This window comes from Pantoea sp. paga, from assembly GCF_007558755.1.
In the GTDB taxonomy this organism is placed as follows: domain Bacteria; phylum Pseudomonadota; class Gammaproteobacteria; order Enterobacterales; family Enterobacteriaceae; genus Pantoea; species Pantoea agglomerans.
In genome coordinates this window covers 130,575-157,359 of record NZ_VLTF01000003.1, presented here as the reverse complement: position 1 = coordinate 157,359, position 26,785 = coordinate 130,575, and the positions used below count along the sequence as shown (strand labels likewise).

The 26,785-nt window shown below is 52.3% G+C and carries 24 protein-coding genes; 6 read left to right on the top strand and 18 right to left on the bottom strand.

Features of this window, described 5'->3' with window-relative positions:
* The first annotated feature begins 201 nt into the window (after positions 1-201).
* The gene (locus tag FOV68_RS10610; RefSeq protein ID WP_143990801.1) at positions 202-1,374 is read left to right on the top strand and encodes an EAL domain-containing protein; all 1,173 of its coding nucleotides are present in this window, start codon (positions 202-204) and stop codon (positions 1,372-1,374) included.
* Between the two features lie 167 nt (positions 1,375-1,541).
* On the opposite strand, the gene FOV68_RS10605 is transcribed toward FOV68_RS10610, so the two are convergent.
* Positions 1,542-2,405, bottom strand: coding sequence for a LysR family transcriptional regulator (locus tag FOV68_RS10605; RefSeq protein WP_143990800.1), 864 nt, complete (start codon positions 2,403-2,405; stop codon positions 1,542-1,544).
* Positions 2,406-2,596: 191 nt separating this feature from the next.
* On the opposite strand from FOV68_RS10605, the gene FOV68_RS10600 reads away from it, so the two are divergent.
* The 3 genes from FOV68_RS10600 to FOV68_RS10590 all read left to right on the top strand — a co-directional run bounded on the left by FOV68_RS10600 (position 2,597) and on the right by FOV68_RS10590 (position 5,466).
* Positions 2,597-3,358, top strand: coding sequence for an alpha/beta fold hydrolase (locus FOV68_RS10600; RefSeq protein WP_143991003.1), 762 nt, complete (start codon positions 2,597-2,599; stop codon positions 3,356-3,358).
* 4 nt (positions 3,359-3,362) lie between these two features.
* Positions 3,363-3,965 (top strand): glutathione S-transferase, encoded by a 603-nt coding sequence (locus FOV68_RS10595; protein WP_143990799.1) that lies wholly within the window; start codon positions 3,363-3,365, stop codon positions 3,963-3,965.
* Between the two features lie 418 nt (positions 3,966-4,383).
* Positions 4,384-5,466 (top strand): membrane-associated sensor domain-containing protein, encoded by a 1,083-nt coding sequence (locus FOV68_RS10590; RefSeq protein WP_370513283.1) that lies wholly within the window; start codon positions 4,384-4,386, stop codon positions 5,464-5,466.
* Between the two features lie 31 nt (positions 5,467-5,497).
* On the opposite strand, the gene FOV68_RS10585 is transcribed toward FOV68_RS10590, so the two are convergent.
* The 14 genes from FOV68_RS10585 to FOV68_RS24050 form a co-directional block, all read right to left on the bottom strand.
* On the bottom strand, positions 5,498-7,105 hold the full coding sequence (locus FOV68_RS10585; RefSeq protein WP_143990797.1) for a mechanosensitive ion channel family protein: 1,608 nt from the start codon (positions 7,103-7,105) through the stop codon (positions 5,498-5,500).
* A gap of 64 nt (positions 7,106-7,169) precedes the next feature.
* Positions 7,170-7,967, bottom strand: coding sequence for a hypothetical protein (locus FOV68_RS10580; protein ID WP_143990796.1), 798 nt, complete (start codon positions 7,965-7,967; stop codon positions 7,170-7,172).
* Between the two features lie 62 nt (positions 7,968-8,029).
* Entirely contained in the window at positions 8,030-8,314 is a 285-nt protein-coding gene (locus FOV68_RS10575) for a YicS family protein (protein ID WP_143990795.1), read from the bottom strand.
* 48 nt (positions 8,315-8,362) lie between these two features.
* Positions 8,363-9,376 (bottom strand): HAD family phosphatase, encoded by a 1,014-nt coding sequence (locus FOV68_RS10570; RefSeq protein ID WP_143990794.1) that lies wholly within the window; start codon positions 9,374-9,376, stop codon positions 8,363-8,365.
* The gene (locus tag FOV68_RS10565) at positions 9,376-10,392 is read right to left on the bottom strand and encodes a BatD family protein (protein WP_143990793.1); all 1,017 of its coding nucleotides are present in this window, start codon (positions 10,390-10,392) and stop codon (positions 9,376-9,378) included. Before FOV68_RS10565 ends, FOV68_RS10570 begins: the two co-directional genes overlap by 1 nt.
* Positions 10,389-11,915, bottom strand: coding sequence for a VWA domain-containing protein (locus tag FOV68_RS10560; RefSeq protein ID WP_143990792.1), 1,527 nt, complete (start codon positions 11,913-11,915; stop codon positions 10,389-10,391). Before FOV68_RS10560 ends, FOV68_RS10565 begins: the two co-directional genes overlap by 4 nt.
* Positions 11,912-12,889 carry a VWA domain-containing protein gene (locus FOV68_RS10555; RefSeq protein ID WP_143990791.1) on the bottom strand — a complete coding sequence of 326 codons (978 nt, stop codon included), beginning with the start codon at positions 12,887-12,889 and terminating at the stop codon, positions 11,912-11,914. Before FOV68_RS10555 ends, FOV68_RS10560 begins: the two co-directional genes overlap by 4 nt.
* Positions 12,882-13,319 (bottom strand): DUF4381 family protein, encoded by a 438-nt coding sequence (locus FOV68_RS10550; RefSeq protein WP_143990790.1) that lies wholly within the window; start codon positions 13,317-13,319, stop codon positions 12,882-12,884. The genes FOV68_RS10555 and FOV68_RS10550 overlap by 8 nt, the downstream gene beginning before the upstream one ends.
* Positions 13,300-14,226 carry a DUF58 domain-containing protein gene (locus FOV68_RS10545; protein ID WP_143990789.1) on the bottom strand — a complete coding sequence of 309 codons (927 nt, stop codon included), beginning with the start codon at positions 14,224-14,226 and terminating at the stop codon, positions 13,300-13,302. The genes FOV68_RS10550 and FOV68_RS10545 overlap by 20 nt, the downstream gene beginning before the upstream one ends.
* Positions 14,226-15,224 carry a MoxR family ATPase gene (locus FOV68_RS10540; RefSeq protein WP_143990788.1) on the bottom strand — a complete coding sequence of 333 codons (999 nt, stop codon included), beginning with the start codon at positions 15,222-15,224 and terminating at the stop codon, positions 14,226-14,228. The genes FOV68_RS10545 and FOV68_RS10540 overlap by 1 nt, the downstream gene beginning before the upstream one ends.
* On the bottom strand, positions 15,224-16,516 hold the full coding sequence (locus FOV68_RS10535) for an anaerobic sulfatase maturase (protein WP_143990787.1): 1,293 nt from the start codon (positions 16,514-16,516) through the stop codon (positions 15,224-15,226). The genes FOV68_RS10540 and FOV68_RS10535 overlap by 1 nt, the downstream gene beginning before the upstream one ends.
* A gap of 54 nt (positions 16,517-16,570) precedes the next feature.
* Positions 16,571-18,154 carry an arylsulfatase gene (locus FOV68_RS10530; protein WP_143990786.1) on the bottom strand — a complete coding sequence of 528 codons (1,584 nt, stop codon included), beginning with the start codon at positions 18,152-18,154 and terminating at the stop codon, positions 16,571-16,573.
* Between the two features lie 107 nt (positions 18,155-18,261).
* On the bottom strand, positions 18,262-19,446 hold the full coding sequence (locus FOV68_RS10525; protein ID WP_143990785.1) for an OmpP1/FadL family transporter: 1,185 nt from the start codon (positions 19,444-19,446) through the stop codon (positions 18,262-18,264).
* A 32-nt stretch (positions 19,447-19,478) separates the two neighbouring features.
* Complete coding sequence (locus FOV68_RS24050; protein ID WP_186289742.1) at positions 19,479-19,628, bottom strand: hypothetical protein; 150 nt, start codon at positions 19,626-19,628, stop codon at positions 19,479-19,481.
* Between the two features lie 1,315 nt (positions 19,629-20,943).
* On the opposite strand from FOV68_RS24050, the gene FOV68_RS10520 reads away from it, so the two are divergent.
* The gene (locus tag FOV68_RS10520) at positions 20,944-21,291 is read left to right on the top strand and encodes a hypothetical protein (protein ID WP_109651522.1); all 348 of its coding nucleotides are present in this window, start codon (positions 20,944-20,946) and stop codon (positions 21,289-21,291) included.
* Positions 21,292-21,454: 163 nt separating this feature from the next.
* Here the strand turns inward: FOV68_RS10520 and FOV68_RS10515 are convergent, their stop codons facing one another.
* Positions 21,455-22,870, bottom strand: coding sequence for an MFS transporter (locus tag FOV68_RS10515; protein ID WP_255473662.1), 1,416 nt, complete (start codon positions 22,868-22,870; stop codon positions 21,455-21,457).
* A gap of 413 nt (positions 22,871-23,283) precedes the next feature.
* Positions 23,284-24,447, bottom strand: coding sequence for a mandelate racemase/muconate lactonizing enzyme family protein (locus FOV68_RS10510; protein WP_039389824.1), 1,164 nt, complete (start codon positions 24,445-24,447; stop codon positions 23,284-23,286).
* Between the two features lie 191 nt (positions 24,448-24,638).
* Between FOV68_RS10510 and FOV68_RS10505 the strand changes: the two genes are divergently transcribed.
* On the top strand, positions 24,639-25,565 hold the full coding sequence (locus FOV68_RS10505; protein WP_143990784.1) for a LysR family transcriptional regulator: 927 nt from the start codon (positions 24,639-24,641) through the stop codon (positions 25,563-25,565).
* Between the two features lie 210 nt (positions 25,566-25,775).
* Here the strand turns inward: FOV68_RS10505 and FOV68_RS10500 are convergent, their stop codons facing one another.
* Positions 25,776-26,699 (bottom strand): substrate-binding domain-containing protein, encoded by a 924-nt coding sequence (locus FOV68_RS10500; RefSeq protein ID WP_143990783.1) that lies wholly within the window; start codon positions 26,697-26,699, stop codon positions 25,776-25,778.
* Positions 26,700-26,785 lie beyond the last annotated feature (86 nt).

The window sequence follows — 26,785 nt, the reverse complement described above, 5'->3', positions numbered from 1 at the left end:
TGAACTTTTCCCGCTCACTGACATCTTAACTATGTGTCTCGCACTTAATAACCATAGAGAATTTAAGGCCTCCGGAAAAATGACGTCTGCAAAATATTAATTCTTCTACCGCATGCAAAACGGGGTTTTAAAAACAGGTTTTCTATTCCACTCCCGCTCAGGTCATCAGTGCCTTACAGAAATACGTTTCAGGATATTTAAATGAATGAAAGATTGAAAGATGCTGATTCTCGTGCAGCTTATCAGCAGCTAATTAAGTCGGGCGAGTTTAAACCTTTTTTCCAGCCGATAGTCTCACTTGAGGATCAGCGCGTAGTGGGTTTTGAATTGCTGGCACGCCGCATTATGCCCGAAGGGCTTATCGTATCTCCGGCTGCGTTCATTCCGGTTATGGAACATCATGGGTTACTCAATGAGCTGATGACAAGTCTGGCCGCTCAGGGATTCATGACAGCGAGCACCTGGCCAGAACACCAGTTTCTGTCTATAAATGTTTCTCCTTCACAACTGAACGGTAAGCACCTTCCCGAAATTTTAAGGAAACTGGCTGAACGTTATCAGTTCAGCCTATCACGGCTCAGGATAGAAATTACCGAGACAGCATTGATCGATGATATAGAGACGGCTCAAGCAGAACTCGAAGCATTGTCTGAAATGGGTTGTATGATTGCTATGGATGACTTTGGCACCGGCTGTTCAAGCCTTGCCTGGCTTATCCAGCTTCCCGCCAGCACGATTAAGATTGATGGCAGTTTTATTCGTTCAATGCTTCAGAAAAAGGATAGCCGGAAAATTATCTCCAGCGTAGTCGGTTTGGGCCGCAGCCTGGATATGGACGTCATTGCTGAGGGTGTTGAAACAGAGGAACAAGCTGAGATGTTGCGGGGTATCGGTTGCGCTTATGCACAAGGCTACTTATTCAGCAGGCCAGTTCCGGCTGAAGAAACACATAATTTTCTCACCGCTGGCTCTGGCCGTAAATTTCATAGTCGTGTGGCACGAATGTCTCTTGAGCAGCGCGCGCATCAGATTTCATCGATGTATGCTGCGCCTGACACCTCTATCTGTTTTCTCAGCCCTGAACTGATGATTGTTGACGCAAGTGATACCTTTGCAGCGCGGGTTGGCTGGCCAATGCAGGACATTATCCATCGCCATATTTTTGAAGTGATACCGTCTCAAGCCGAGAAGTTGCTTTGGTTGCAGGATTTCAGGACAAAAAGCCTTCCTTATCCTCCGTTTGAGGTAAAGCTGCCCGGCGGTAGTACCGATTTGGTTATGATTACGCGGGTGGAGGATGAGGCAAAAGATTTGCTGGGGTTTTGTGTGTTTGGCTTTAATATTGACCGTCAGAACAGCCTTGTTCAGCCTTAGTGTCAGTTCACAACATCATCTGATAATTCCCGGCCGCCAGCTTAATTTTACCGAGGCAGGCTTCGGTTTCAGGTTGTTAGTTGAAGATGGGAAAAATGTTCGCCTGGTCGGAAGCGGACATTATTAACAACGCCTCTTTTCATCAACTCATTGCAGCCAATTCACTTTCAATCTTTATGCATCAGCCTGGTCAGCATCTCGCAGAAGGCCTCGCTTGCTGGATTAATGCGGTGTTTATTCAGGCGTAGCAGGCAATCGACCGACGGCAGAGACATCAATTTCTCAAGTTCAGGCACATTACAAATGGCTTTATCAACGCTGTATTGATTGAGTATTCCCACCCCCAGCCCCGTGGTTATCGCCGCAAGCATACCCGCTACTGAAGGACACTCCAGCATCACAGCAAATGGAATGTTTGCCTGGCGAAGTTTCTCCTCAGCCAGGTTACGGTAATAGCAATCCGGTCCCCAGGTAATAAGTTTCAGGCTCTTATCCGAGTCATGTCGCCAGGCAGGCGTTGCGTACCAGTATAAATTTTCACTCCACAATACCTTATCTTCCGTCGATGCCGTGCCCGTGAAATCCTGATGTAAAATGATCTCCAGACTTCCTTCAGAAAAATGCTGACGCAGGAGATGACTTTGCTCCACCACCAGTTGTATATCCACCTCTGTATGGTGGTGAGTGAAGGTTGAAATCACCCCGCATATTTCAGTCATTGAGATGTGTTCAGTGACCCCAATTCGCAGCTTGCCACGGAGCGCCGAAGGCGAAAAATAGGCCACGGCATGATCGTGTTCAGTAAGTATTTTTTCCGCATGTTGCAGCAGAACGCTGCCCTTTTCTGTCGGAACGGCTTTTCCGGCGATGCGCGTTAGTAGCTGGCATTGAAGTTGATCCTCAAGCCGTCTGAGCTTCCAGCTTACAGCGGACTGGCTCAGGTTGAGGAGTAATGCGGCCTTACTCATATTGCCCGTTTGCAGCACGGTCCGGAACACTCTGAGTGAGTCAACGGAGAGTCGTTTATTCATTTTTATATGACAAAAGTAGGATTACAGCGGGAAAGAATGTCACTGGTGTCATATTCAGTCAACGGATAGCCTGAATGAAACAAACACAACGGAGAAAGCAGATGCCCGCTAATAACCCATTACTGAATGACGACGTTCTGATAAATGGTTGTCGCATTGCGACCGGAGTCCATGGTTCAGGAAGACCTCTGGTGCTGGTTCATGGCACGCCCGCACACTCAGTAATCTGGCAGTCACTGGTGCCGGTATTTGTCGATGCGGGTTTTCATGTTCATCTGTATGACCTGGCTGGGTTTGGCGCGTCAGAGCGCCCTTTGACTGCTGATACCTCGGTTGCCGCACAAGTGGGTTATCTGATAAGGCTGCTTGAACACTGGCAGATCGAAAAAACAGATCTTTTTGGTCACGATATCGGTGGGGCCATTTCACTCAGACTGGCGTTCGACAACCCATCCCTTCTGAAGACGCTTACGATTGCCGATATTCCCAGCTACGACTCCTGGCCTTCGCCCACATGGAGAGATATGCGGGATAATTATGCGGATTATGCGCTGATCCCCGCCACCGAGCATTACCGCGCAATGTCTCGCCAGTTAAAGATGGCGGTTTTTAATAAGGATCGTATGACAGAGCAGCGGCTGGAAAATTATCTTGCACCGCTTTGTGGTGTGGTAGGGCAACCTTCATTTTATCAGCATCAGGTTGCGCACTATAATGAGTGTTACACCAGTGACTTTGCAGAAAAATTGCCGCAACTCCGGCTGCCAGTACAGATTTTATGGGGCGCCGAAGATGAATGGCAACCCGTTGAGTATGCAAGCCGTTTGCAGCGCGACATCGTCTCTTCCACGCTGCATATCTTTGAACAGGCCGGACACTTTTTAATGGAAGATGCCCCCTTGCCAGTCGCCGCACAGGTAATTGATTTTGTTAATCAACATAATATGAGGTAGAACCATGATCCTGATCGGAATGCTGGATTCACCCTATGTCAGACGGGTTGCTATTTACATGAAAGTATTGGGTATTCAATTCGAGCATCGCCCGCTTTCGGTATTCGGCGATTTTGATGCCTTAACGAAAATTAACCCGGCCGTTAAAGTGCCAACGCTAATAACAGATGATAATCAGGTGCTGATTGATTCCACATTAATTATTCATTACCTAGAGAAATATTACGGTCATTCGCCTGCAGCCACATCAGCGTCCGGAGCGGAAGAACGCCGGGATCTGCATCTTACCGGCTTCGCCCTGGCAGCCTGCGAAAAAGCGGTGCAGATTGTGTACGAACATCGTCTCAGGCCGGAAGAAAAACAGCATCAGCCCTGGGTGGATCGCGTAACTCAACAACTGCATGGTGCCTGGCAGACGCTGGAGAACGGGCTGCGGGAAAGTCATCCTGACATGCTGTCCGTGGCCGGTATCAGCATCGCAGTGGCCTGGAGTTTTACAGAATTGATGCTGCCGGATACCGTCAGCCGTACGCTGTATCCGGAAGCAAACGGCTTTACATTGCTGGCCGAACAGCGACCGGAATTTCTGGCAACGCCTTTACGTTAGAGAGAGTGTGTTGCGCCTCACTGATGCAGTATCTGTGTAAGTGAAACACTACTGCATCAGAATCAGCGCGTTGCAAAAAGCGAATATATGGACGCCAGTTGAATATCCATAAAAAGACTAACAACCCTTCATTCCAGATAAAGTACACAAAACGTTTACTTCTGCTTTTGCTCATAATTGGCTGGGTAATACGCACATTTCTGCCTGGTGCCAGAAGCGGACGTCAGTTCCAGTTAAAAGTCCGCCTGATTTGTGCTTAGGGAAAAATTTTGCATTCCTCAATAATACTTACCCCACCAGTCCGGACATTTCCTCCTGAAATAGATCTCTCTATTACACTGGAAGGTAATACTTCGTTTATGAGGCTTCCAGGATGGTGCAGAAACCGGACAGGCGCCGCACTTTAAATAAAGAAAAAATGTGGCAGGATCAAAAGGATATGGTCAGACAGGCGCTATCAGCAAGTCTTCCATGGTTTGCATTTGTAAATGCCAGTTTTGCTCTGATCATCCTGTTCCGGCATGTTCTTATTCGTGACTTTGACCGGTCGCTAGGCGCTCACACTGAAATACTGCCGTTAATCGATCTCACCGCGGGCGCTATTATCGCTCTGTCACTACTGTTACTCCTTCTTGCTTACCGCCTGCCAGCGCGTTTGATACCGCTAAGCACGGCGCTGTTGCTGATTCTCGGCGTGATGTGGAGCTATTGTAGCTACTGCTTTATTGTCTGGTGGCAGCTGCCTTTTGCCTGGCCTCTCAGTGTCATCCTTATGCTCACCGCGCTGGCTGCGCTTTATTATCATCCTCCCACCTTAATTCTCTTTATCACACCCTTATGGCTCACTGCCCTGCTGGCCAGCGTGCAGCTTAACCAGGGGGTGAATATCCGGTTTTTACTGGTCTGGCTTCCGCTCACCGCTATTCTTATTTATGGTCGCGTTATCCTGCAGCGCTGGTTTGATGAAGCCTGGTTGCGTTATCAGGAGAACCGGATTCTTATCGCCCGGCTCGATGTGCTGGCGCATCAGGATGCGCTGACCGGGACCGCTAACCGGCGTCTGATGGAGAAGTTTCTTGCTGACGCTTCTCGCCAGGCACTGCCGTTTGCGCTGATCATGCTTGATGTGGACTATTTCAAACGCTACAACGATCACTACGGCCATCAGGAAGGAGATACATGCCTGGCGAAAGTGGCCGATATTTTGAAATCATCAGTCCGGACACCCGCGGATCTGGTGGCCCGTTACGGTGGCGAAGAGTTTGTGGTTGTGCTGCCCTCGGCCTCTCTGGATGAAGCTGCGCAGGTTGCTGAACGTATTCAGGTAACCCTGCGTGAAACGGCACTGCCACATGCAGCATCAGCAGTTAGCGAGTCGGTCACTGTCAGCATGGGCATTGCGCTTTCAGGTATGCATGATAAAGCAGAAGGTGTGATTGCCCGCGCGGATGAGGCGCTTTACCGCGCAAAACAGCAGGGACGCAACCGGTGGGAGAAATAAATCCGCTCTCTCAGCGCTAATCACTGGGATATCACTCCTGTTTTTCTTCAGCCGGAGGGGCAAACCAGTTCGGCCTGGTCACAATAACAGGCTGTTCGGGCTGGCTGATGAAGTTTGGCGACATGATTTGTACACCGAATTGATTGAATACATCCTGTATATGGCCGTGGAGAACGCTCCTTACTCCGGCCAGCGACTCTCCCGGTCGGAGCCGGACCTGTAGCTCATAAACCACGTACCAGTCCTGAAGCGCAAGCTGGCGCACCAGCGGCGCGATGTCGTGGTTAATGCCCGATGTGCGGCTGGCAGCCAGCTCCAGCATCGCCTCAACCTGCCGCCAGGGCGTGTCATAACCAATCGTGACGCTGGTCGTCATATTGATGCCTTCGCCTTTAAGCATGGCGCTTAAATTCACGATCCTGCCACTGACGACCACCGCATTAGGAACCGTGACTTCATAATTTTCTCGGGTCAGAATTTTGGTGGCCAGCATGCCCACTTCACTTACCACGCCCTCATGATCGGCAATCCTGATCACTTCTCCTTTGCGCAGTGCTCGTGAGTAGGTCAGCACCAGCCCGCTCATGGCATGGTTCATGATGCCAGCTGAGCCCAGCGTCAGCATCAGGCCGAAGAACACGCTGATCCCTTTGAAGGCGAGTGAATTGGCGCCTGGCAGAAAGGGATATGCCGCTGACAGCGCGAATAGCCAGATGGCGACGCTGATCAGTTTACGCGTCACCCCCACCGTATCCGGATGCAGGCCCGGCAGGCGTAACTGTCCAGTCTCAACCCGCCTTAGCACCAGTCTGATTAATCGCGTCACCAGTGCTGTAATGAGGAAGATAACGACGACAATCAGCAGGCCTGGCAGCGCGGAAAATATCGCCAGCCCCAGACGCTGCAGCAGGCCTGTCGCATATCCACCCAGCTCCATGCCCCAGATCCGTGTCCATGGAAACAGCCGTAATACCCAACTCACCCAGAGGTAAAATGCTACGAGTACGGCGGCGGTTAGCACCAGCGCATAGAGCCGTACCTCAACCGGACCGAGGAAGGCGCGCAGTGCATCAGGGATAAGGCTTTTTCGCTGCAGGCGTCGTGCAGCATAACGCCGCTTCAGCCAGTCATGGGAGCGGAAGGCAAACAGAATGAACAAAGCCAGCAGCATCACACCCGCCACACTTTTCACCGAAGAAAGCAGAAGATAACGGGAAGAATACTGTTCACCCAGTGAAAGACGGAGGGTATCCAGCCGCAGCCGGATGCGTTCCGCCGCCTGGGCAAGTGACAGGTCATCGCCCTCATCCAGATCGCCCTGCGCCAGTAGCATAAAGGGTTTGCCGTTAACAGAGAAAAGCACAGCTGGCTGTCGGTAACGCATCACGTTATGCGTGTCTACCGGCTGTGCCAGGTCATGATCATTGAGCGATCGCAATAGCGTCACGATACGCTGTACCCGCTCTTCGGGCGTGGTGAGGCCAAATGTTGCCTGTAGCATAACAACAGGCTGATTAAGCAGATACAGGGTACGAGCGCGCTCCTGCGGAGAGGGTGCCTGACGTGGCTCCGCACCTGTTGCACACTGTACGGTGAAAAGCATCATGCAACAGGCTAAACACAGAAGTGTTTTAAACATTCCGCCTCCTGATCAACGTTATTACCGGGCTGAGTTTCAGTCCGGCGGTTACTCTTCATATCCGCTATTCAAACTGCCAGGTATAAGAGACCAGAAAGCGTGTGTCGGGATCGTCCAGATAGGTATTGTTATCCATAATGAACGTCAGCAGGTTTACTGAACTGTGTTGATCAAAATGGTAACCAGCTCCCAATCCGCCAAAATAGCCCTGGTAATGGTTACCTTCCTCATTTCTGGAACCGTAAGAGCCTGCTGCAAATCCAATCATGGTCAGTTTCGAAGTCAGTGGCCGCAGCGTAAATGCGCCCAGATAGCCGCTGCTGCCGGAGGTGGTGATAGTGCTGAAGCCATACTCTGAGGGGATAGCATCGGTGAACTGAGGCGCTTTGCAGTCAGCCGGATTACCGGTGCTGCAGCCCGTTATCTCCCCGGTGTTGTAGGTATAGCCGGCCATAGGGAATATCTGGAAACCCGCAGGCGTGAAGCCATAAATGCTAAGAGGGATAAAGGTACCGACGGAATAGTTAGTCTGGGTTGCACCGTTGGTGTACTCGTTTTTGCCAAAGTTAAAGTTGATAATCCCCACTGGAAACAGCCATGAACCGCCAACGCGCCATTCACTGGCGTCGCTGTTAACGCGCGCATTCAGTTTCTTCGCTTTATCCAGTGCGACCGAGCCAGAAAATGAGAGATTGCTGTCGTCCAGGTCGTACGTATCAGACCATGAGACGCCTGCCTTGGTTGTCACCTTTGTCGGGTCATCATCCAGCTTGTCACGTTGATCGTTAATTTCTGCGCTAACGGCTCCCTGGCTTAGTGCCAGCACTCCGAGAACCCATGCTTTACCAAAATGATCTGACATAGTCACACTCCGGCTCACGTTGATTTGGTTTCCCGGAAGCGTGGCGGCCCCAGGCTATTTCGTCATTCAGGACAGTTAACCTGGTTCAGAGAGATTTGATAACGCTGCTGATTATTTTCGCTCATCGCTTTTACGGCTGACAGCACGGCAGAGTTATCATGCGTACTATTAAGGAAGCGGGTCCGTAACTGTTCATCAGATACAGACGCCGGTATCTGACACTTTTGTCGCAGGTCATCGGTAATCTTCTGCTGTCTCAGCGCGAAGGCCAGATTTTCGTAGGCAGAGTTAGCCAGTGCTGGCGTTTGTGACAGCAACATTAATACGATCGGTATCAGGTATTTCATTCTTATCTCCCGGCCCATTCTGGCCTTTTTCACACACGGATAAATCCCTTACTTATCGCCTGCAACCGCGGCACATTGCGCAGGGTCAAAAACCGTTTTCCACTCTTTTTTCATATCAACAATCACCCAACCCTTTTGGGGTGCCAGTCTGAGACCGCTAATAAGCTTTCCGCTGGCGGGCGGATGCGTGTCGTAGGCATATTCACGCACCGCATCGGTGTGGTGAACCAGTAAACCAAAGGTTTTATAGGTCGGATTGGCGGAGGTGTACTGAAGCATCGGCACATCGCCGTCGCTGTTGCCGAAAGCACCGACCGGACGCCGCCCCATAAACAGATGAATGGCGACCGGCTTCATCGCTTCGTCATCGTAGAAGGCACCGTTCATGGTTTTACGTAATTGCGTGCCATTATCTGTCAGTGAAAATTCACTCAGCGAAAAGGAGCCGACTACCTGCTCGGGTGGGATGCCATACATTTTTTCTGCCAGTACGCGCATAAAATCGATGCCACCGCCGGATACAATCCAGGTTTTGAAAGCGTTATCCCGCAGATAATCGAGGAGCTGACGCATCGGCTGATAGCCAAGCTGGTCATAACGGCAGCCGAAACGCGCATGTCGATGACTATCAACCCAGTTGCTGACGCGCTGACTGAATTCTTCCGTCGTCATGCCGCTGTGCGTGAGAGTCATCAGCTGCATCAATCCCTTTTTGCCCGACTGCATCACCGCGTTCATATCGTTGTTAATTAATGCCTGCACTAACGCATCGCTATTCCATTCCGGGTGTTGCGGAGCGAGGCGTTTGATTTCATCAATCACGAACTGCAGCTGAAAGGTTAGCGGGGCTTCCGGCCACAATGTGCCGTCATTATCGAACACCACATAACGCTGACTCACAGGAATGAACGCTTTGCTATTGGCTGTCGTAGCGCCATTCACCCATGTCTTAATCGCCTGTTTTGCGTGACCGTCATTCCAGGCACTGAGCGGATCGTCTGCCGCAACAGCCGAACCGAGATACGCCGTTAGCAGCAGTGCCAGCAGAGGATTTAATTTCATCATCTTTTCCTTTTTGTCGGAATGAGGTCAGGTAGCGGAACGATCCGCCAGTATTCCCGTGTGCGCTGCACTACTCTTTGCAGGCTTTTTTTAAGGGCGTGTCGAAAAAAGAAGCTCAACAGCAGCAACGTCAGCAGGATGGCCGGGCCCATCAACAACGACGTCCAGTTGACCGGGACGTGAGCTTTCAACGCCTGTTCACTGCCCGCCGGACGCGCAGCGGCAATAGCGTATTGCGCACCGGGTAATTCGGCCAGTTGCCACTGATGCTGACGTGTATCCCACCAGCGTAAACGCAAAGGTGGTATCACCAGTTCACCAGGCTGAGAGGGCAGATATCGCAACCGCTCTTCTCGCTGTGCGCCGATGATTTCATCGCGTCCCTGCGTCAGGTTACTGTTTACCGGCGGCAAACGTTGCGCGCCGGAACCGGGAATGGCGTAAAGCAGCTGCGGGATTTGTACGGCAATCACATCGGTCGCACGCAATGTCACGACGCGCTCAATGGCGTCACCGACATGGAGCTGCTTATCCTCAGTAGCGCGATAAAGTTGCCATTGTTGCGAAAGTTCAAGACTGCTGGCGGGCAAGAAGCGGTCAGGCTGACGCACATCCGCGGGCCAGATGACCGGTTTCTCCAGAAGCGGCAGCGATACCGTTTTCGGTGGCTGATTCGCAGAACGCATCACCACATCCGCAGCGGGAAAACGCAGCGTGCCCTGATCCCACGCCATCACCTGACGCTCCATGCGGATACCGCTCCAGCTGATCCCGTCGCTATTACGCGTTACCAGCTGGTTAGGCAGCGGCGTATTAAGTAAATTACCGTTTTCAATCACCATATCCGGCCACTGCGGCGGTGGATTGAACCAGCTATCCGTCCAGAAGGTCACCGCAATCGTTATGGGCTGGCCTGGCACCAGTTGTTCGGGTGCAACCAGCTCACGCGTCATGGCCATTTCAGCCCGAACCGGCAGGCTAAGTAGCAACAGCAGACAAAGGAGAAGTCGATTCATGGTGCCTCCGCCGGCGTTGAACGGTAGAGATTTTCCAGCAAACCGCCAGGCGAAAGCGTGAGATTGCTGTACCACTGTTCAGCCGAGGGCGCAGCGCCTGCGATGGGTTTCATATCCAGCTGATTCACGCCCTGTTCGGGTTTGAGATCGTGTTTAATGGCATCAGGATCTTCATCTTTCTGCTCATGCTGATCGGCCTGACGGTCGCGTTCTTTTTGTCGCAGCTGCATGATGATGTGCGCAATTTTTGCCCGATTTTCCTGAGCCATCGCCCATTCGGGACGTAAACTCAGCGCCTGATCGTAGCTGTTCAGCGCCTGCTGCCAGGATTTCTGCTGTGCGTAGCAGTTGCCAATCCACAACAGACTTTCCGGAGTAGCGGGAACCTGACGAAAAGCACCCAGCGCCGAAACGAAATCCCCGGCGTAGTAGAAGGCAATCCCCCGTCGCAACGGATCCTGAAAGCGCTGCGCAGCAGCTTCATAATTACCGTGATTAAAGGCAAGCTGCCCTTGCACATCGGGCCTTACCCAGGCATCCAGCAGTGCTGCTGAACTGCCGGGAGACCAAAGCAGTAAGGGCAGCATCACGACAGCCAGGCAGAGCAGTTGCTGTCGCCAGAGCAGTAAAAGCAGCAGCATAGGAATAACCAGCAGATAGCCGCTGTTCTTCCACTGCAAATCCTGTCGGCTGTTCTGCTGCGCCGTCACGCTCTGCTGAATGTGGCCGCTTACCGCACGCAGATCATCATCTTCTGCAGAGACCAGCGTGACCGGAATCCCGCCATCACGGATTTGCTCGAAGCGTGCGACATTGAGTCGCGTATCAATGCCCAGCGATGCCTGCGCTTCCGGCAATCTGCCGCCGTTCGCCGTGCCTGCTACCCAGATCTGCAGAGGCAGATTTTGCTGCCGCAACCAGTCAACGTCCTGCTGTGCCACATTATCCGCGACCAGAATTAACGCGCGTGGTGCTTCAGGCGCTGAGGGCAAATTTTTAAGCGCCAGAGCGATGGCCTGACGCAGTCCGGAACCCGCTTCCTGCGGCACCAGCGTCGGCTGCTGAGCCGTCAGGAACAGATTATAAAAATCGGCATCACTGGTCAGCGGCGTGGTAAGCCAGGCATTCGCGCTGTAAACCACCAGACCAAAGTGACTGCCGGGCATTTGCGCCATCAGCGCGGCGATTTTCTGTTGCATGCGCTGATGACGGTCAGGCGGCACATCCTGCGCCAGCATGCTGAGATCCTGCTGCATGATCACCATCACATTATTTTCAGGCGTAAAGGCGGCGGGCAAGTCGCGTTGCCAGCTCGGACCCGCTAAAGCCAATACCCCCAGGCCAAAGAGCCACGGTAATACCTGTCGAGCCCGTACGTGCTGACCTTTAATCAATGCCGACGCAAAAGGCTTTTCCATAACACGATGCCAAGCACTGCCCGAACGCTGAGCCAGAAAATAGAGCACCGGAAAGAGCAGCAAACCCAGTAATCGCCAGGGATAGAGGAAGTGGAAATCGCTCATGCGCGTCGCCTCATCATTGTGCTGCCGATGGCGAACAGCAGTAAAATCAGTAGCGCAACCGCTAGCGGCCAGACGAACAGCGGACGATGCCAGGATAAACCCAATGTTTTCACCTGTTCCGGAGTCTGGGCATCAATTTGCTGCCACACCTGGGCCAGCGCATCACGGTTAGTAGCGGCGCGCCAGGCGTTACCGCCGGTGATACTGGCAATGTTATCCAGCAGCGCGGTATCCACTTTGTCCTCGCCGCTGCTGTTAACATCGCCAAAGGCGATGGTGTGCACCATAACGTGATGCGCGGCAGCGAGTTGTGCGGCGAGCGTGGGTTGCAGCTGAGAGGCAGTGTCATTGCCATCGGTCAGCAGAATCGCCATTTTGGACGCATCGGCTTCAAGGCTGTTATCCAGCAACTTCACGGCCACGCCCAGCGCATCCCCCACCGCAGTCTGCTGGCCAATCATGCCCGGCGCGAGCTGGCTGATGCGCGCCTGCAGCGCCTGTTTATCTTCGCTGATCGGCGCAAAAGGCCACGCCTGGCTGGCAAAAATCACCAGACCGATGCGATCATTTTTGCGCTGATTGATAAAGGTATGCACCGTTTGCTGTACCGCCTGTAAGCGCGTCTGACCATTCTGCCCGTCGCTTGTCTCCATTGAGCCGGAAACGTCCAGTATCAGTACGATGTTGCGCATGGGTTTTATCACCGTTTTCGGTGGCATCAGATATTCAGGGCGGGCCAGCGCAGTAACCATTAAGATCCATACCGTCCAGAACAGTAGCCGATGACGCCAGCTGGCCTGCGGTGCTGGCGCAGAGAGTTGCAGGGCTTCAGCCAGTTCAGGTAAAAAAGGCACCCTCACCTGTTCACTCACTGGCTGTTTTGCCGGGAGCAGATAGTGCGTAATCAGCGGCAAAAACAGCAGCACGCCCATCCATGGCCAGGCAAAATCGATCTGCGATAAAAACTCAGACATGAGGCAGCGTCTCCAGCCAGTGGCGTAATTGCTGTGCGATACGCTGATTGATAACGCCTTCCAGTTGATTATCCGGCTGACAGTAGCGACGACACATCAGCGCGCGCAGTTCTTCGTCCAGCGGCGTCTGAGCCAGAAGCTGTTCCGGCGTTTGCCACTTGCTGACCTGGGCGCGAGGGTGTTGCACCAGTAGTACCCGCTTAACCCATGTAATCCAGCCATCCACCTGCTGCTGGGCGAGTTGTTTTCGCGCTTCACGCCGCCAGCGATTACGACGAAAGCGCGCGAGCAATATCAGCAGGACAATGAAAAGCACCAATAACAGCATCACGCCGAGCACCGTCCAGCCTGGCGGGAGCGGGAACCACGAGGCGGCGTCTGGCAAAGCAGGATGTGCCAGTTCCGGCGTGCTAAATCCTTTTGCCAGCATGTGCATCCTCCTGCTTTAGCTGAGGCAGAATCTCCTCACCGGTCACGACAGTTTTCACCGTGATCCCCATACGCTGTAACCGGCGCTGCTGCTGCGACAGACGTTCGGTAACGCTTTGCTCAATGCGACCGCTGAGGTGTGAGGTGAGATTGAGTGCGGTGCTCAGGTCATGGTAATAAGCCGCAAGTTGGCCGCGTGGCGGCAGGCGGCGATGAAGATCATCCAGCGTGACATAAGCGGTAATCTCGCAGCGGCGACGCAGGTGGGCCAGTACTGCATCGCAGCGCACATCCAGATCGTGAAAGTCACTGATGATCCCCAGCCAGCTGCCCGATGGCAGCAGGCGGACGATACGCTGCAACGCCTCTGATAAAGAGACGGTTTGCCGGCGATTTTGCGCATAGTGCTCGGGAAGTAAGGCGTTCACGCGCTGAATATCGGTGAGAACAGGCATCAGGTTACGTTTTGGCGCACGACAGGGATGCAGGGCCAGTTCATCATCGCCCAATATCGCGCAGCCCAGCCGATCACCGTCATGCCAGCTTCGCCATGCCAGCAATCCGGCAATCTTGCCAGCGGCCACCGATTTCATCTGCTGGCGGGTACCGAAGTACATGTCCAGTCGCTGATCCACAAGGATAAACACCGGGCGTTCGCGCTCCTCATTGTAGAGGCGGATCCACGGTGTGCGCAGACGCGCAGTGGCTTTCCAGTCGATCAGCCTGACGTCATCACCGGGCTGATAGCGGCGTAAGCTATCGAAGTTCAGGCCACGTCCCTGCTGACGGGACACGCGCTCACCGGTTAACGCGCCGAGTGGGATTTGCCCCGGCGGATTATCCAGTCGCTGTGCATCACCTGCCAGCGACATCAGGTCAGCCATTTCAAGCGTCAGCGGCTGCGGCATCACGCCACCACTGCGTTAAGAAGCATGGCAATCACCTGATCGGGCGTGCAGTTATCGGCATTTGCCTGATAGCTCAGCAGCAGGCGATGGCGCAGCACCGCCGGGGCGATGCGTTGAATATCTTCAGGCAACACCGCATCGCGTCCATCCAGCCACGCGCAGGCGCGGCCACAGCGGTCCAGTGCCAGCGTACCGCGCGGACTGATGCCCAGGCTGATGTAACTCGCAAAAGCTTCGCTGACCTGATCAGGATGACGCGTCATCTCCACCAGATTAACGATGTACTGCTCTACGGTTGGCGCGACATAAACCGTGGCAATTTCACGCCAGCAGTCGGCGATATCCTGTTGTCCAATCAGCAACGGGTCAGTGGCTGGTTGAGGACTTTCTTGCCGTGCAGCCTGATATCTGGCTTGCTGCTCGACGCGCACCAGTTGCATCACCCTTTGTTCATTCTCTTTCGACGGATAATCGACAATCACCTTCATCAGAAAGCGATCAAGCTGGGCTTCAGGTAAGGGCCAGGTGCCTTCCTGATCCACCGGGTTCTGTGTCGCCAGCACCATAAATACGCCCGGCAGCGGCCAGGTTTTGCCCGCGACGGTCACGTGACGCTCTTCCATGGCCTCCAGCAGCGCTGACTGCACGCGGGCTGAGGCGCGATTGATCTCATCGGCAAGGATAATGTTGCCGAACACCGGGCCGGGACGGAACCGGAACTGATCTTCTTCGCGCGTGGCATTTTGCTGATAGATTTCGCTGCCGGTAATGTCTGACGGCAGCAGGTCAGGCGTGAACTGAATACGACGAAATTCGCCTTCGATATGGCGAGCCAGCTCACGCACCGCGCGCGTTTTCGCCAGCCCCGGTAAGCCTTCCAGCAGCACATGACCGTCACACAACAAGGCGACGATTAGCATCCGCACCAGCTCCTGCTGTCCAATCACCTGCTGGTTCATACTGGCTTCCAGCGCCAGTAGCTTTTCACGATTATTCATTATGCAGGTTCCACCGTCTGACGTTTAAGCAGTGTCCCGATGCCAACCAGAATCGGTTGCGCATAGCTAAAGAAGGCCTTAATACCGGGACAGAGATAATTCATCCCCAGTTCACCCTCCTCGCTCCTGACGATGCGGTTTTTCGGGCATTCGCCGTAACAGAGCTTCAGATAGGGGCAGCGTTTGCAGGCAGCAGGCAGCGTATCGCGCTTGCCTAAACCAAAGGCTTTTTGTCGTTCGGAAAAGGCCATGTGCGCCAGCCTGGTACTTTGCACATTGCCTAATTTGTATTCGGGATAGACATAGTGATCGCAGGAGAAGATGTCGCCGTTCTTTTCAATCGCCAGCCCTTTGCCGCAGAACTCTGAAGTGATACAAATCTGCGCCGGCATGCCCATGGTCTGTGCCACCGCAGTTTCAAACAGGTTGACCTGAACGCGGCCTAAATCGTTGTTTACCCACTCTTCAAACACCGCAATCAGAAAGCGGCCCCAGTCATCCGGATCCACCGACCAGTCGGTGACAATCGAGTCGAGATCGCCGGGTCTGGCGCGGCGGGTCCCGATAACCGGTATCGTGTCATCCCGCCAGAACTGCGGAGCGGTTTGCTTAAAATCCACCGGCTCAACGCAGGGATTGAACTGGATATAGGTGGCACCCAGCTCGCGGGTCAGAAAGCGATAGACCTCCAGCGGGAAGCGCGCATTGGTACGGTTGACGGTGACCAGAGCGTTGAAGGGAACATGGTGGCGCTTCAGCGCCGCAACCCCTGCCATCACTTTCTCAAACGTGGGTTTACCGCTGCGCGTCACGCGATAGCGATCGTGCAGCTCAGCCGGCCCATCAATCGAAATGCCAACCAGGAAATTGTGCTGGCGTAGAAAGCGTGCCCAGTGGTCATTTATCAGAATGCCGTTGGTCTGCAGATCGTTTTCTATGCGCTGGCCTGGCTTCTGATATTTCTTTTGCAGCACCACTATTTTTTCAAAGTACTCCAGCCCCATTAGCGTGGGTTCGCCGCCCTGCCACGAGAACACCACCTGTTCGCCATCCTGGCTGTCGATGTACTGCCGGATGAAGGTTTCCAGCACCTCATCGCTCATCCCACTGTGTCGGTCCTGTTCCAGAAGCTGTTCTTTGTGCAGATAAAAACAGTAGTTGCAGTCGATATTGCAACGCGATCCGGTGGGTTTCGCCATCACATGAAAACGGCGCGTGTAAGCCGGTCCTTTGCCACTGAATTTTTCCGCCGTAGGAAGAGGTTTAACCGGCAACGTAGTGCTGTATTTCATGAACGCCTCCTGATAACCGGGTGAAGGATTTCACCCGGTGGTGTGGTCAGAGCATCAGTTGGTAGCCGGACTGCCTTGCTCAATCAGTTTCGAAACATCAGAAACGGTGAATGAACCCGGTTTCTGACGTGGCGGAAACTCTTTGAAGCTCTGCAGCATTTCAGTGGCATATTTCTGCGCACCACCCAGCAGGAACAGGCGATCGTAGAACCAATGGTTGTAATCCATGCCATCGGTGCCTTTTTCCAGAGGGTCGATTTTCAGGTCAAAGATCAACGGTACGCGCAGTTTGACGAACGGGTATTTCCACACGTCCAACCCCGAACGCTCCTGAATCATAAAGTGCGCTTTCCAGCGCCCGTAGCGCATCGCCAGCAGATCGCCGTCATCACTCCAGTAGAAGAACTCTTTGCGCGGATCCTCCTGGGTTTTACCGGTGATGAAATCAAGCTGGTTATAACCATCAAGATGTACTTTGTAGGTCATGGCACTGGTTTTGTAGCCTTTCAGTAACTGCTGCTTGATGTCCGGCACGCCTGCCGCTGCCACCAGCGTCGGGAACCAGTCATTACTGCCGATGATGTCGTTGATGAGCGTTCCGGGTTTAATATGTCCCGGCCATTTCACCATCGCAGGTACGCGGAAGCCGCCCTCCCAGCCGGTATTTTTCTCACCCCGGAACGGGGTGATACCGGCATCGGGCCAGGTGGCTGTCATCGGGCCGTTATCGGTGGTGTAAACCACAATCGTATTGTCTTCTATGCCGAGATCTTTAATTTTCTTCAGCACTTCACCGACGATTTTGTCGTGCTCCACCATGCCGTCGGCATAGTCACCCAAACCGGTTACGCCTTTGTCGGCCGGTTTGATGTGCGTTTTGTTATGCATACGGGTGGTGTTGTACCAGGTGAAGAACGGCTTATTGGCTTTGACCTGCCGCTCCATGAAATCGTTGTTCGCCGCCAGCGTCTCTTCATCGACGGTTTCCATACGCTTAGTATTCAGCGGGCCGGTATCCTCGACTTTTCCGTCCGCGCTGGACTTGATGACGCCACGAGGGCCGAATTGCTTCTTATACTCAGGATCTTTCGGGTAGTCCGGATTCTCCGGTTCTTCTTCCGCGTTCAGATGGTAAAGGTTGCCCATAAACTCATCGAAACCATGCGCAGTAGGCAGAAACTCGTTGCGATCGCCAAGGTGGTTTTTCCCGAACTGACCGGTGGCATACCCCAGCTGTTTAAGGACAGTGGCAATGGTTGGATCTTCTTTCTGCAAACCTTGTGGGGCACCGGGCATGCCGACCTTACTCATCCCGGAACGGAAAGGCATCTGTCCGGTAATAAACGATGAACGGCCAGCTGTGGAACTCTGTTCCGCGTAGTAAGAAGTGAACTTGGCACCTTCCGCCGCAATACTGTCAATATTGGGGGTTTGATAGCCCAGCATTCCCTGATTGTAGGTACTGACGTTCCAGTACCCGATGTCATCGCCGAATATGACGACGATGTTGGGCTTCTGATTATTCTGCTCCGGCGCCGTCGGAGTAGTGCTTGCCGGGGCTGCATAGGTGCTGGTCGCGCAACAGGCGACAGACAGCACTGAGGCGAGCAGCGATTTGCAAAATGGCACTTTTGACATTTCTGTGCTCCAGATAAGTGGACTCTCATAGGAAAGGCATAAATTTCGCCCATCAGGTCAGATCGTTCGATATCAGGTTATGTGATGCGCCTCCTTGGTTTGCCCGGTCAGAATGTCCGGCTGTAGTTGATGCCAAAAAAGTAGAGAGCAGGGTTGTCATAACGCCCTTTAATCAAGGGCGATGCGACCTGTGAGGAGTCAATGTGCGCGTATTCGAAGGCCGCGCCGATGCTGCTGGCAGGATCGAACTGGTAACGCGCGCCCGCTCCCCAGCGCCATGTATCGCCGGAAGGCATGGTCAGGGAGGTATCCTGCTGGTTACGATAGAAACTGCTGTCGAAGGCAACGCCGGTATTCAGCGTCCAGTCAGAAGTGAGTCTGAATTGGGTACCCAGCGCGAGGTGCCAGGTATCACGCAGACGTCTGTTATCGCCCACCTGATTACCTGCCACGGTTATTTCACTGTTGCTGTAATCGCTCCAGTCCTGCCATCCCGCATCACCCATAACAGCCCAGCGTTCATTTAGCTGGTGGAAAAGGCTTAGCATGATCTGCTGAGGCGTATTGACGGTGGCGGCAATCGGTAATGTCCAGGAGGGGGAATTATTGAGCTGGTCAAGCCGGATAGTGTTGTTAACGTTGAAGTGATAATTTGTCCGGCTGGTATAGGTTAATCCGGCACGCGTCTGCGGGGTAAACTGCCACAACGCACCGACTTTTCCATTGAGCGCCCAGTCATGGTCGGAGAGTTCATCGCCGCGGGCGCGCTTGATTTTTAGCAGACCATAGTTAATCCCGACACCCGCACCCAGCGAAACGGCGTCGTTGAGTTGCCAGGCAAGCGCAGGCATCAGGGTGACCGCCAGTAGCGTACTGTCCCTGATCAGGTTTTCTCCGGCCCAGTCACCGAAATGCAGACCCAGCCCGTAGTTGCCGTAAAATCCTACTCCGGCACTTACGGTTGGGCTGATCCGTTGTGTGTAAAAAGCGCTGCCACCGGGAAACCAGCCAATAACATTGCCAGGGCTGTTTCCGCTGAGTTGGGCATCATCGTCCAGATGATAAGGCGCATCGCCATACAGGGCCTGTGCACCTATCGTAAGCATTTTATCTGGCAGCATTGTCATGCCCGCCGGGTTGGTGAACAGGGTTGAGGCATCCTGCGCACGTGCCGCCTGCCCGGCACCAGCCAGACCGATATCATCCGTACCAATTTCATAAAGGTACAGCCCGCTGGCCTGTGAAGAAGCGGATACTAAAAGCAGTGCAAACAGTCCTGTGATTCGCCGCATAGCGTCTCCGGAAGGTTATGGCTGTGGCGGGTTTATTTGATGTCAGGACACTGAATCTTTTCTACAGACTCTGCGTAAACCTGCTGGTTATATTTCTGTGCCTCATCTGCATATACACTAAGCGAAGCGGTAGAGAGTAAACCGGCCAGGGCCAGACTGCGGGCCAGAGGTGTTAATTTCATATGTTTCCTCGGGATTTCAGACGAATGAAAACTGCATCCGGTACAACGGAATTAAAGACGTGCTTACAGCGTCCGGCATGAAAAGCCAGCAGCAACTGTTACGAGGTAGCAATAATTGCTAACATTTGTTTTAACGTTAGCAAGATCTTAAAAATTCACCAGTTTGAGTTAAGTCAAACAGCGGCTTTTATTCGCTAACTTTGATGAGCATCAAAAATCTATAATTTAAAATTACAATGCAGTCAGCATTATCTATCTGATTTTAAACCATATTTTACTTATTCTCCTGAATTTGAGTTTATTTCCTATGTAAGTCAGCCTCTTGATTTTTGAGAATTACCTCATTTTTATGGTGTGAGGAATGTTCAGGACGAATTAATATAAAAAACAGAATTAAGTGGTCCTGATGCGCACAGAATGACCGGGCGCGCCTGAATTCAGAGCATGCAATTCAGATGCTTTGCTGATGGCGCTTTTGTCCGGTTTCTGTTGTGAGACTAATTCAATGCTGGTAGTGTCGCGGTATGGTATACGTCATGAGAGAATTGATTGTCAGAAGGCTTTATAACATAGCCCTGCGGCGTCAAAGTACCCATTCGCCTGTAAATTCGTTATAAAGATGAATAATATATTCAGGCTGTCAGGGTGAATAAAAAACGTTTTTCATTTGTCGCGGATATAATCCGCTTCATCTCCGCCCCGTCACTTTGGGCTGTCAGTAATTTAATATCCTTCGCGTTGCCGTAGAGGCGATCGCTCTGGCGATGGTGTCTGCATGTTTAACAGAAATGAATGTTCAAAATTTAAAATTACCGTTGATGGGTATAGGTCAGAGGTAATGCACCTGGGTGTTGGGTGCCGTCAGTACTGAGCTGACTGCAGCGATGCTACACGGATAAGAACAGTATGTGAGTCAGCACATGATCTCATAATGATAGCCTCCGGCTAAACGTGACAGCAGGATTAAGAGATGAGTAATTGAAGAGCGCGAAAAATCTTAAACTTAATCTGATGTTAATCCTCTTAACTGGCTGAAGCACAGAGCTTACGCGTTGCGTGTATTGATAAATACATTCCCGACTGGAACGATTAACCTGTCACCTTCGGGCCTCTCCTTAAGTCAAATCTGCGCCCCGCCGTGATGATCGGGTTACATCGCAGCCATTGATAGTACCAGCGAAAACTGGAGTGAAAATAACGCGCGTTATCGTAACCTTAGAACTCTACATTTTTCATTCAAAAACAGTAACTTCTCCTCTGATTACAGTTCGCCTATGCTGGCTGCTCATTAAATTTCACTTCAGAAGGATCTGTTATGTTTGTTGTGCCCGCATCCTACAGTGCAGAGGCTGTTGAGTGCCTTTATGAAGTCATCGGCATACTCAACCTGAATGGCGTACGCTGCCACGTTATCTTTGACAGTCAGGCATCCCGCGCCGCAGTGATCCAGGCGGATGCGACAGAGGAACATGGCGAAATGCGCCACCCTGTGCTGGCCGTGCTGGAAATGGAACGCGTAACGAGTATCAACACTATACTGCGCATCAAATCGTTCTGGACCGATTCCGAGGGCACTCAATCAGGTGTGGAACCAGGCACTCTGGCAAAAGCGTTGTATAAAGCGCTGACAACAAAGAAACATATCACGCTGGTGGGATTGTAGGCATTCTGAAGCCCGTAAAGTACGGGCTGTAACTGTCAGGTGTTGAGAGAGATACACGCCGGGGATGAGCATGATAATTCCACAGGTGCACAAGAGTACTTAATGCTGATCCGCGCATCCTGCCTGATCGGGCGTCCGATGCCCGTGTGAAGATTCCGCTTTATTATTGACGTGTTGATACTGCTCTGTTTGAAGACACAGAGAATGCCTTGCTGAAGTCCCGGATACGTTCCTCACGTCCCACGGCAAGGGCAAACAGCACGCCACCCACAATTGAGAACAGCCCCAGAACACCCCATGCCAGCGTCATATCACTACCGCCACCCAGATGCTTGAGGTATCCGGCAACAAGGGGGCCGCCAAACTGTCCAATGAAGTTGCTGCATGCGCCGACAAAAGCCACCGCAGGAACCGCTTTCTTTGTCGGGAGAATTTCAGTCAGCCTGACGTAAACCAGCGGCACCAGCATCTTCATTGTCAGGCCGACAAACATGAACAAACCTATCTGAGCCCAGTAATATGACAGCGGCACAAAGGCAGCAGCCAGTAATGCCACACCACAGAGGACGGTGGGAATAGCGGCATGCAGTCGTCGCTCCTGGTTGTACTTATCTGAACGCCGGGTGATATACCAGATGCCCAGCATCGTCATCAGGAAAGGCATCCCGCTGATGAGACCAACCATAAATTCACTGAGCGTGCCATACCCTTTGAGAGCTGTCGGCAGCCAGAGCGTAAAACCGTAAGCGAGCATGCTATGCAGGGAGTAGCCGATCAGCATCAGCCAGAGGGCCGGTATTTTGAGAATGGTCCACCAGCGATCGGATTTCTCATTCCTGTAGTTTGACTGCTCAGCGGCCAGGTCTTTCTGGATATAATCCCGATCTTCGGCACTCAGCCAGCCAGCGGCCTGAATACTTTTAGGAACCAGATAAAACCAGATGATGCAGAACAGCCAGGCCGGTGCACCTTCAATCACCATCATCATGCGCCAGTTATGATGTGCAAGGATCCAGCCAGATATCGGACCGGCCAGAAACGCGCCCGCACCCAGGCTAAGATTCCAGATTCCGAATGCACGCCCCCGCTCAGGTTTCATAAACCACTGGGCCAGGAACATGGCCGTGGCGGCCTGGATTGGACCTTCAGCGATGCCCAGTAAGAAACGGATCGCTACCAGTTCACCGAAATTACGCGTCAGGCCGGTAAGCATTGCGCAGGCCCCAAACAGAAACAGGCTGATACCTATTATTTTCCGCGATCCAAAACGGAGAGCCAGCCATCCTGCAGTAAATTGTGTGGCGACGTAACCCCAGGCAAATGCGCCGCCAAGCCAGCCGGCTTCAACAGGACTCAGGCCCATTTCAGCTGTTATATGGGGCAGCGCCATGCCTATATTCACCCGATCAAAAAATGAAATGGTATACATGATGAATACGGCAGGTAATATGATTGTCCAGCGTTTATTTCCGATAAGCGCATTACCCTTGAGAGTTTTCTCACTCATAATAACTTCCTCATTTAACACTGTGGCAGGGGGAGGAAATGCTGACTTCAAATCCATCTGAATATCAGTCAAAATGTTTTTTATTCATTACCCGAAGTAAGTAACGGAGAAATGAGCAGTCTGAAAGCAAAAGGCGCGGATAAACAGGCCGGGCACCAGGATTCATGAACGCCTCTAAGCGCTTGATATTTATAAGGATTCCCAGTTTATATTTAATCCGACAAGAATATCTGAATGTCGATAATTCAACGGTTAGCTGATATACCCACAAGAAGATGTTGTGCCTGAATCAAAGTCAGCCCTTCATCCAGAAATCATTAATAATGCTACCGCTTGCAAGTTAAATAACGTACTCTCCTCTTAGATTCAGATAAATTTATTCTTCCTGAGGCGTCAGATTAATTAAGAGGTTGATATTTTCCTGCAGCCCCTCGGCTTAACGAGGGGCGCAGTGACATTAAATATGCCGTAATGTAAGCGAAAACTTATTCAGCCAGCGCCCGCATTTCTTTAATAAGGTCTGATTTGCCTTCGAATCCGATACCCGGCAGTTCAGGCATAATAATATGGCCATCTTCAACTTTTACCGAGTCCGGGAAACCGCCGTAAGGCTGGAACAGATCAGGATAGCTTTCGTTACCACCCAGACCGAGGCCTGCGGCGATATTCAGGGACATCTGATGGCCGCCATGAGGTATGCAGCGTGACGGTGACCAGCCAAACTGCTCCAGCACATCCAGTGTGCGCAGATACTCAACCAGCCCATAGGAGAGCGCGCAGTCAAATTGCAGATAGTCGCGATCCGGACGCATACCGCCATATCGCAGCAGGTTTCGCGCGTCCTGATGAGAAAAGAGGTTTTCGCCCGTTGCCATTGCGCCTGGATAGAACTCCGACAGGGCTGCCTGCAGAGAATAATCGAGCGGATCGCCAACCTCTTCGTACCAAAAGAGCGGGAATTCACGCAGCATTTTTGCGTAGGCAATACCGGTTTCCAGATCAAAGCGACCATTAGCATCAACGGCGAGGCGCGCTTCGCTGCCGATTTCCTCCAGTACGGCCTCAATACGGCGGCGGTCTTCGTCCAGAGAGGCACCACCGATTTTCATTTTCACAACGTTATAGCCGCGGTTCAGGTAGCCACGCATTTCCTGTCGCAGTGCGCCAAGGTCTTTACCTGGATAGTAATAACCCCCAGCCGCATAGACAAAGACGCGCGGATTAGCCTCAACGCCCTTCATTTCGGCCAGCAGGCGGAACAGTGGCTTGTTTGCGATTTTTGCCGTTGCATCCCAGATGGCCATGTCCAGGGTTCCCACCGCAACAGAACGCTCGCCATGACCGCCAGGCTTTTCGTTACTCATCATCACAGCCCAGACTTTATGCGGATCCAGGTTGTTACCTTTGGCATTCAGCAGGCTTTCAGGATCGGCTTCCAGGATGCGATCGCGGAAGCGTTCCCGGATCAGGCCACCCTGGCCATAACGGCCGTTAGAGTTAAAGCCGTATCCCACTACGCGGCGCCCGTCGACTTCAACATCTGTCACAACGGCGACCAGGCTTGTCGTCATCTTGCTGAAATCGATATACGCGTTACGAATAGGGGAAGCAATGGGTTTGGTAATTTCTACAACATCAAGAATGCGCATGATCTCTCCGGTAGTTCTCAGTCAAAGACTGTTTTACTAAAATACCTACGCAATCAGTTATGTCATGCCATCTGTTTATCGGCATTCATCAGCATAATGAAGTGACGTAGTGTAAGGGACCTGATTGTCCTGTCTGCTATTATCCTAAGCAGTACAAGGATTCCGTTCTAATGCCAAAGAGGCAGCCTGTAATGCAAAATCGGCATCACCTGGAGTTAACCTGGCTTGAAGACTGTATTGCGCTGGCGCAATCACTCAATTTTTCCCGAGCGGCAGCTTCACGATATGTGACACAGCCTGCATTCAGCCGCAGAATCGTCTCGCTTGAAGAGTGGCTTGGCACGCCGATTTTTGAAAGAAACCGTCGGGGTGTCAGCCTGACCCGCGCCGGAGAGGTTTTCGTCAAGCAGGTGCCGGAACTTATTCGTGCGCTTTATACACTGAGGAGTGAATCTATCGAGGCCGCAGGAGAAGCCAGGCCGGATGTTATTTTTTCCGCCACGCACGCGCTGTCATTTTCTTTTTTTCCGGCACTGATGCGGAACAACGAAAAAATTGCCCGCTTCGGATCATTTCGCCTGCTGTCTGACACTTTAAGTGCCTGCGAGCGCATGATTGAGAAAGGTAACGCGCAATTTCTGCTTTCTTATTACCATCCTCATATGCACATCCATCTCGATCAGTCGAAATATCTCAGCGTCCGGCTTGGACGGGAAGTTTTACAGCCGTATTCACGATGCGATCCGACAACGCGTGAGCCTATATTCCATGCGTCAGGCGGTAAAAAGTTTCCTTTCCTCTCCTATTCTGCAGAGTCCGGCCTGGGCCGCATCCTGTCTAATACCTCACAGGTTAACCGGGCCAGACGTGGAATGGATATCGCTTTCACGGCCGATCTTGCTGCCACATTACTCGCCATGGTTAAAGCCGGAGATGGCGTTGCCTGGCTGCCGGAAACACTGGCAGCGCCGGATGTTGAAGCTGGCTCGATTGCCGTAGCAGCTAATAACGAGAGCGCACTCTGGATACCCATAGAGATCCGGCTGTTCAGACCCGCAGCGAGGATGTCCCGCGCGGTAGAAGCGTTGTGGGAAATTTTCTTGGATGGCCAAATCTGAGCGGCAAACTACTTTGAGCTGATCGCGACAACATCTGAAAGGAATAAAGCGAGAACACATCAGAACCGCAAACTGACAATATATGCACGCCAGCTTTCCGTTTTTAATTAAAGCGGTCCTGAACTCGCGCGCATGTCCGTTTTTGTCAGATGCGGTCATTTACTTTCATGTGAACAACAGGAGAGGTTAACGTTATTTCTGAACCAGAAATTATCCTGCATTCTCAGCAGAGAAGCTTTGGTAATTCTCAGGCGTAATCAGCTTATAAGGCACCCAGTTAAGCGTCTCAACTTTCTTCTTATCCAGCAGCGCTTTGGTCACCTGGACTGCACCCGTGGCCTGGCCTCTGGCATCCTGAAAAATAGTTAGCGCCATCTTGCCGTTTTTAATGAACTGCTGACCGTCCGGTGTTCCGTCGATACCGGCCACAAGAATTTTTTCATTCTTCGCCTGGCTTAACGCCATGATGGCACCGATTGCCATCTCATCGTTATTTGCGGCGATGGCATCAATCGGACGCTGATTCAGCAGCCAGCCTGACACGACATCTACCGCTTCATTGCGCTGCCATTTCGCCGTCTGTTTCTCAATGACTTTCATGTTCTTATATTTGCTGATAACGGCTTCCACAGCGCGGGTGCGCTCACGTGCCTCTTCATTCGACAGCGCCCCCATCAGAATGGCCACATTGCCTTTGTAGTTCATTTTTTTTGCCAGTGCTTCCATCTGCATTTCACCACCCAGCGCCGAATCAGAGCCGACGTACGCCATGTTTTCGGGCAATTTCACTTCCGGTTTCCGGTTCACAAAAACCAGCGGGATACCGGCCTTTTTTGCAGCGTTGATCATCGGTAAAACGCCCTGGGTATCGACCGGATTAAGAATAATGGCGTCTACGCCCTGGTTGATAAAGTCATCTACCTGCTGCACCTGCAGCGCGACATCACCTTTCGCATCGACAAACTGGCTGTTGAGCTGGCTGGATTTCAGCTCCTGTTGCATGCGGGTTCGAAGAATAGAGACAAAGTTAAGATCGAAGTTAGCCAGCGCGACGCCAACGGTAAGAGTTTTGGCATTGCCACCGACACTAAACAGCAGGACGCATAGGCAAAGAAGGAGGTTTCTGATGTTCATAGTGTGTTCCTGTAGGGTTGAGGTTGTTATTGTTTTCATTAACTTTATTTTGCGTCGGGCAACAGGCAGATACCCGACGCACTGCG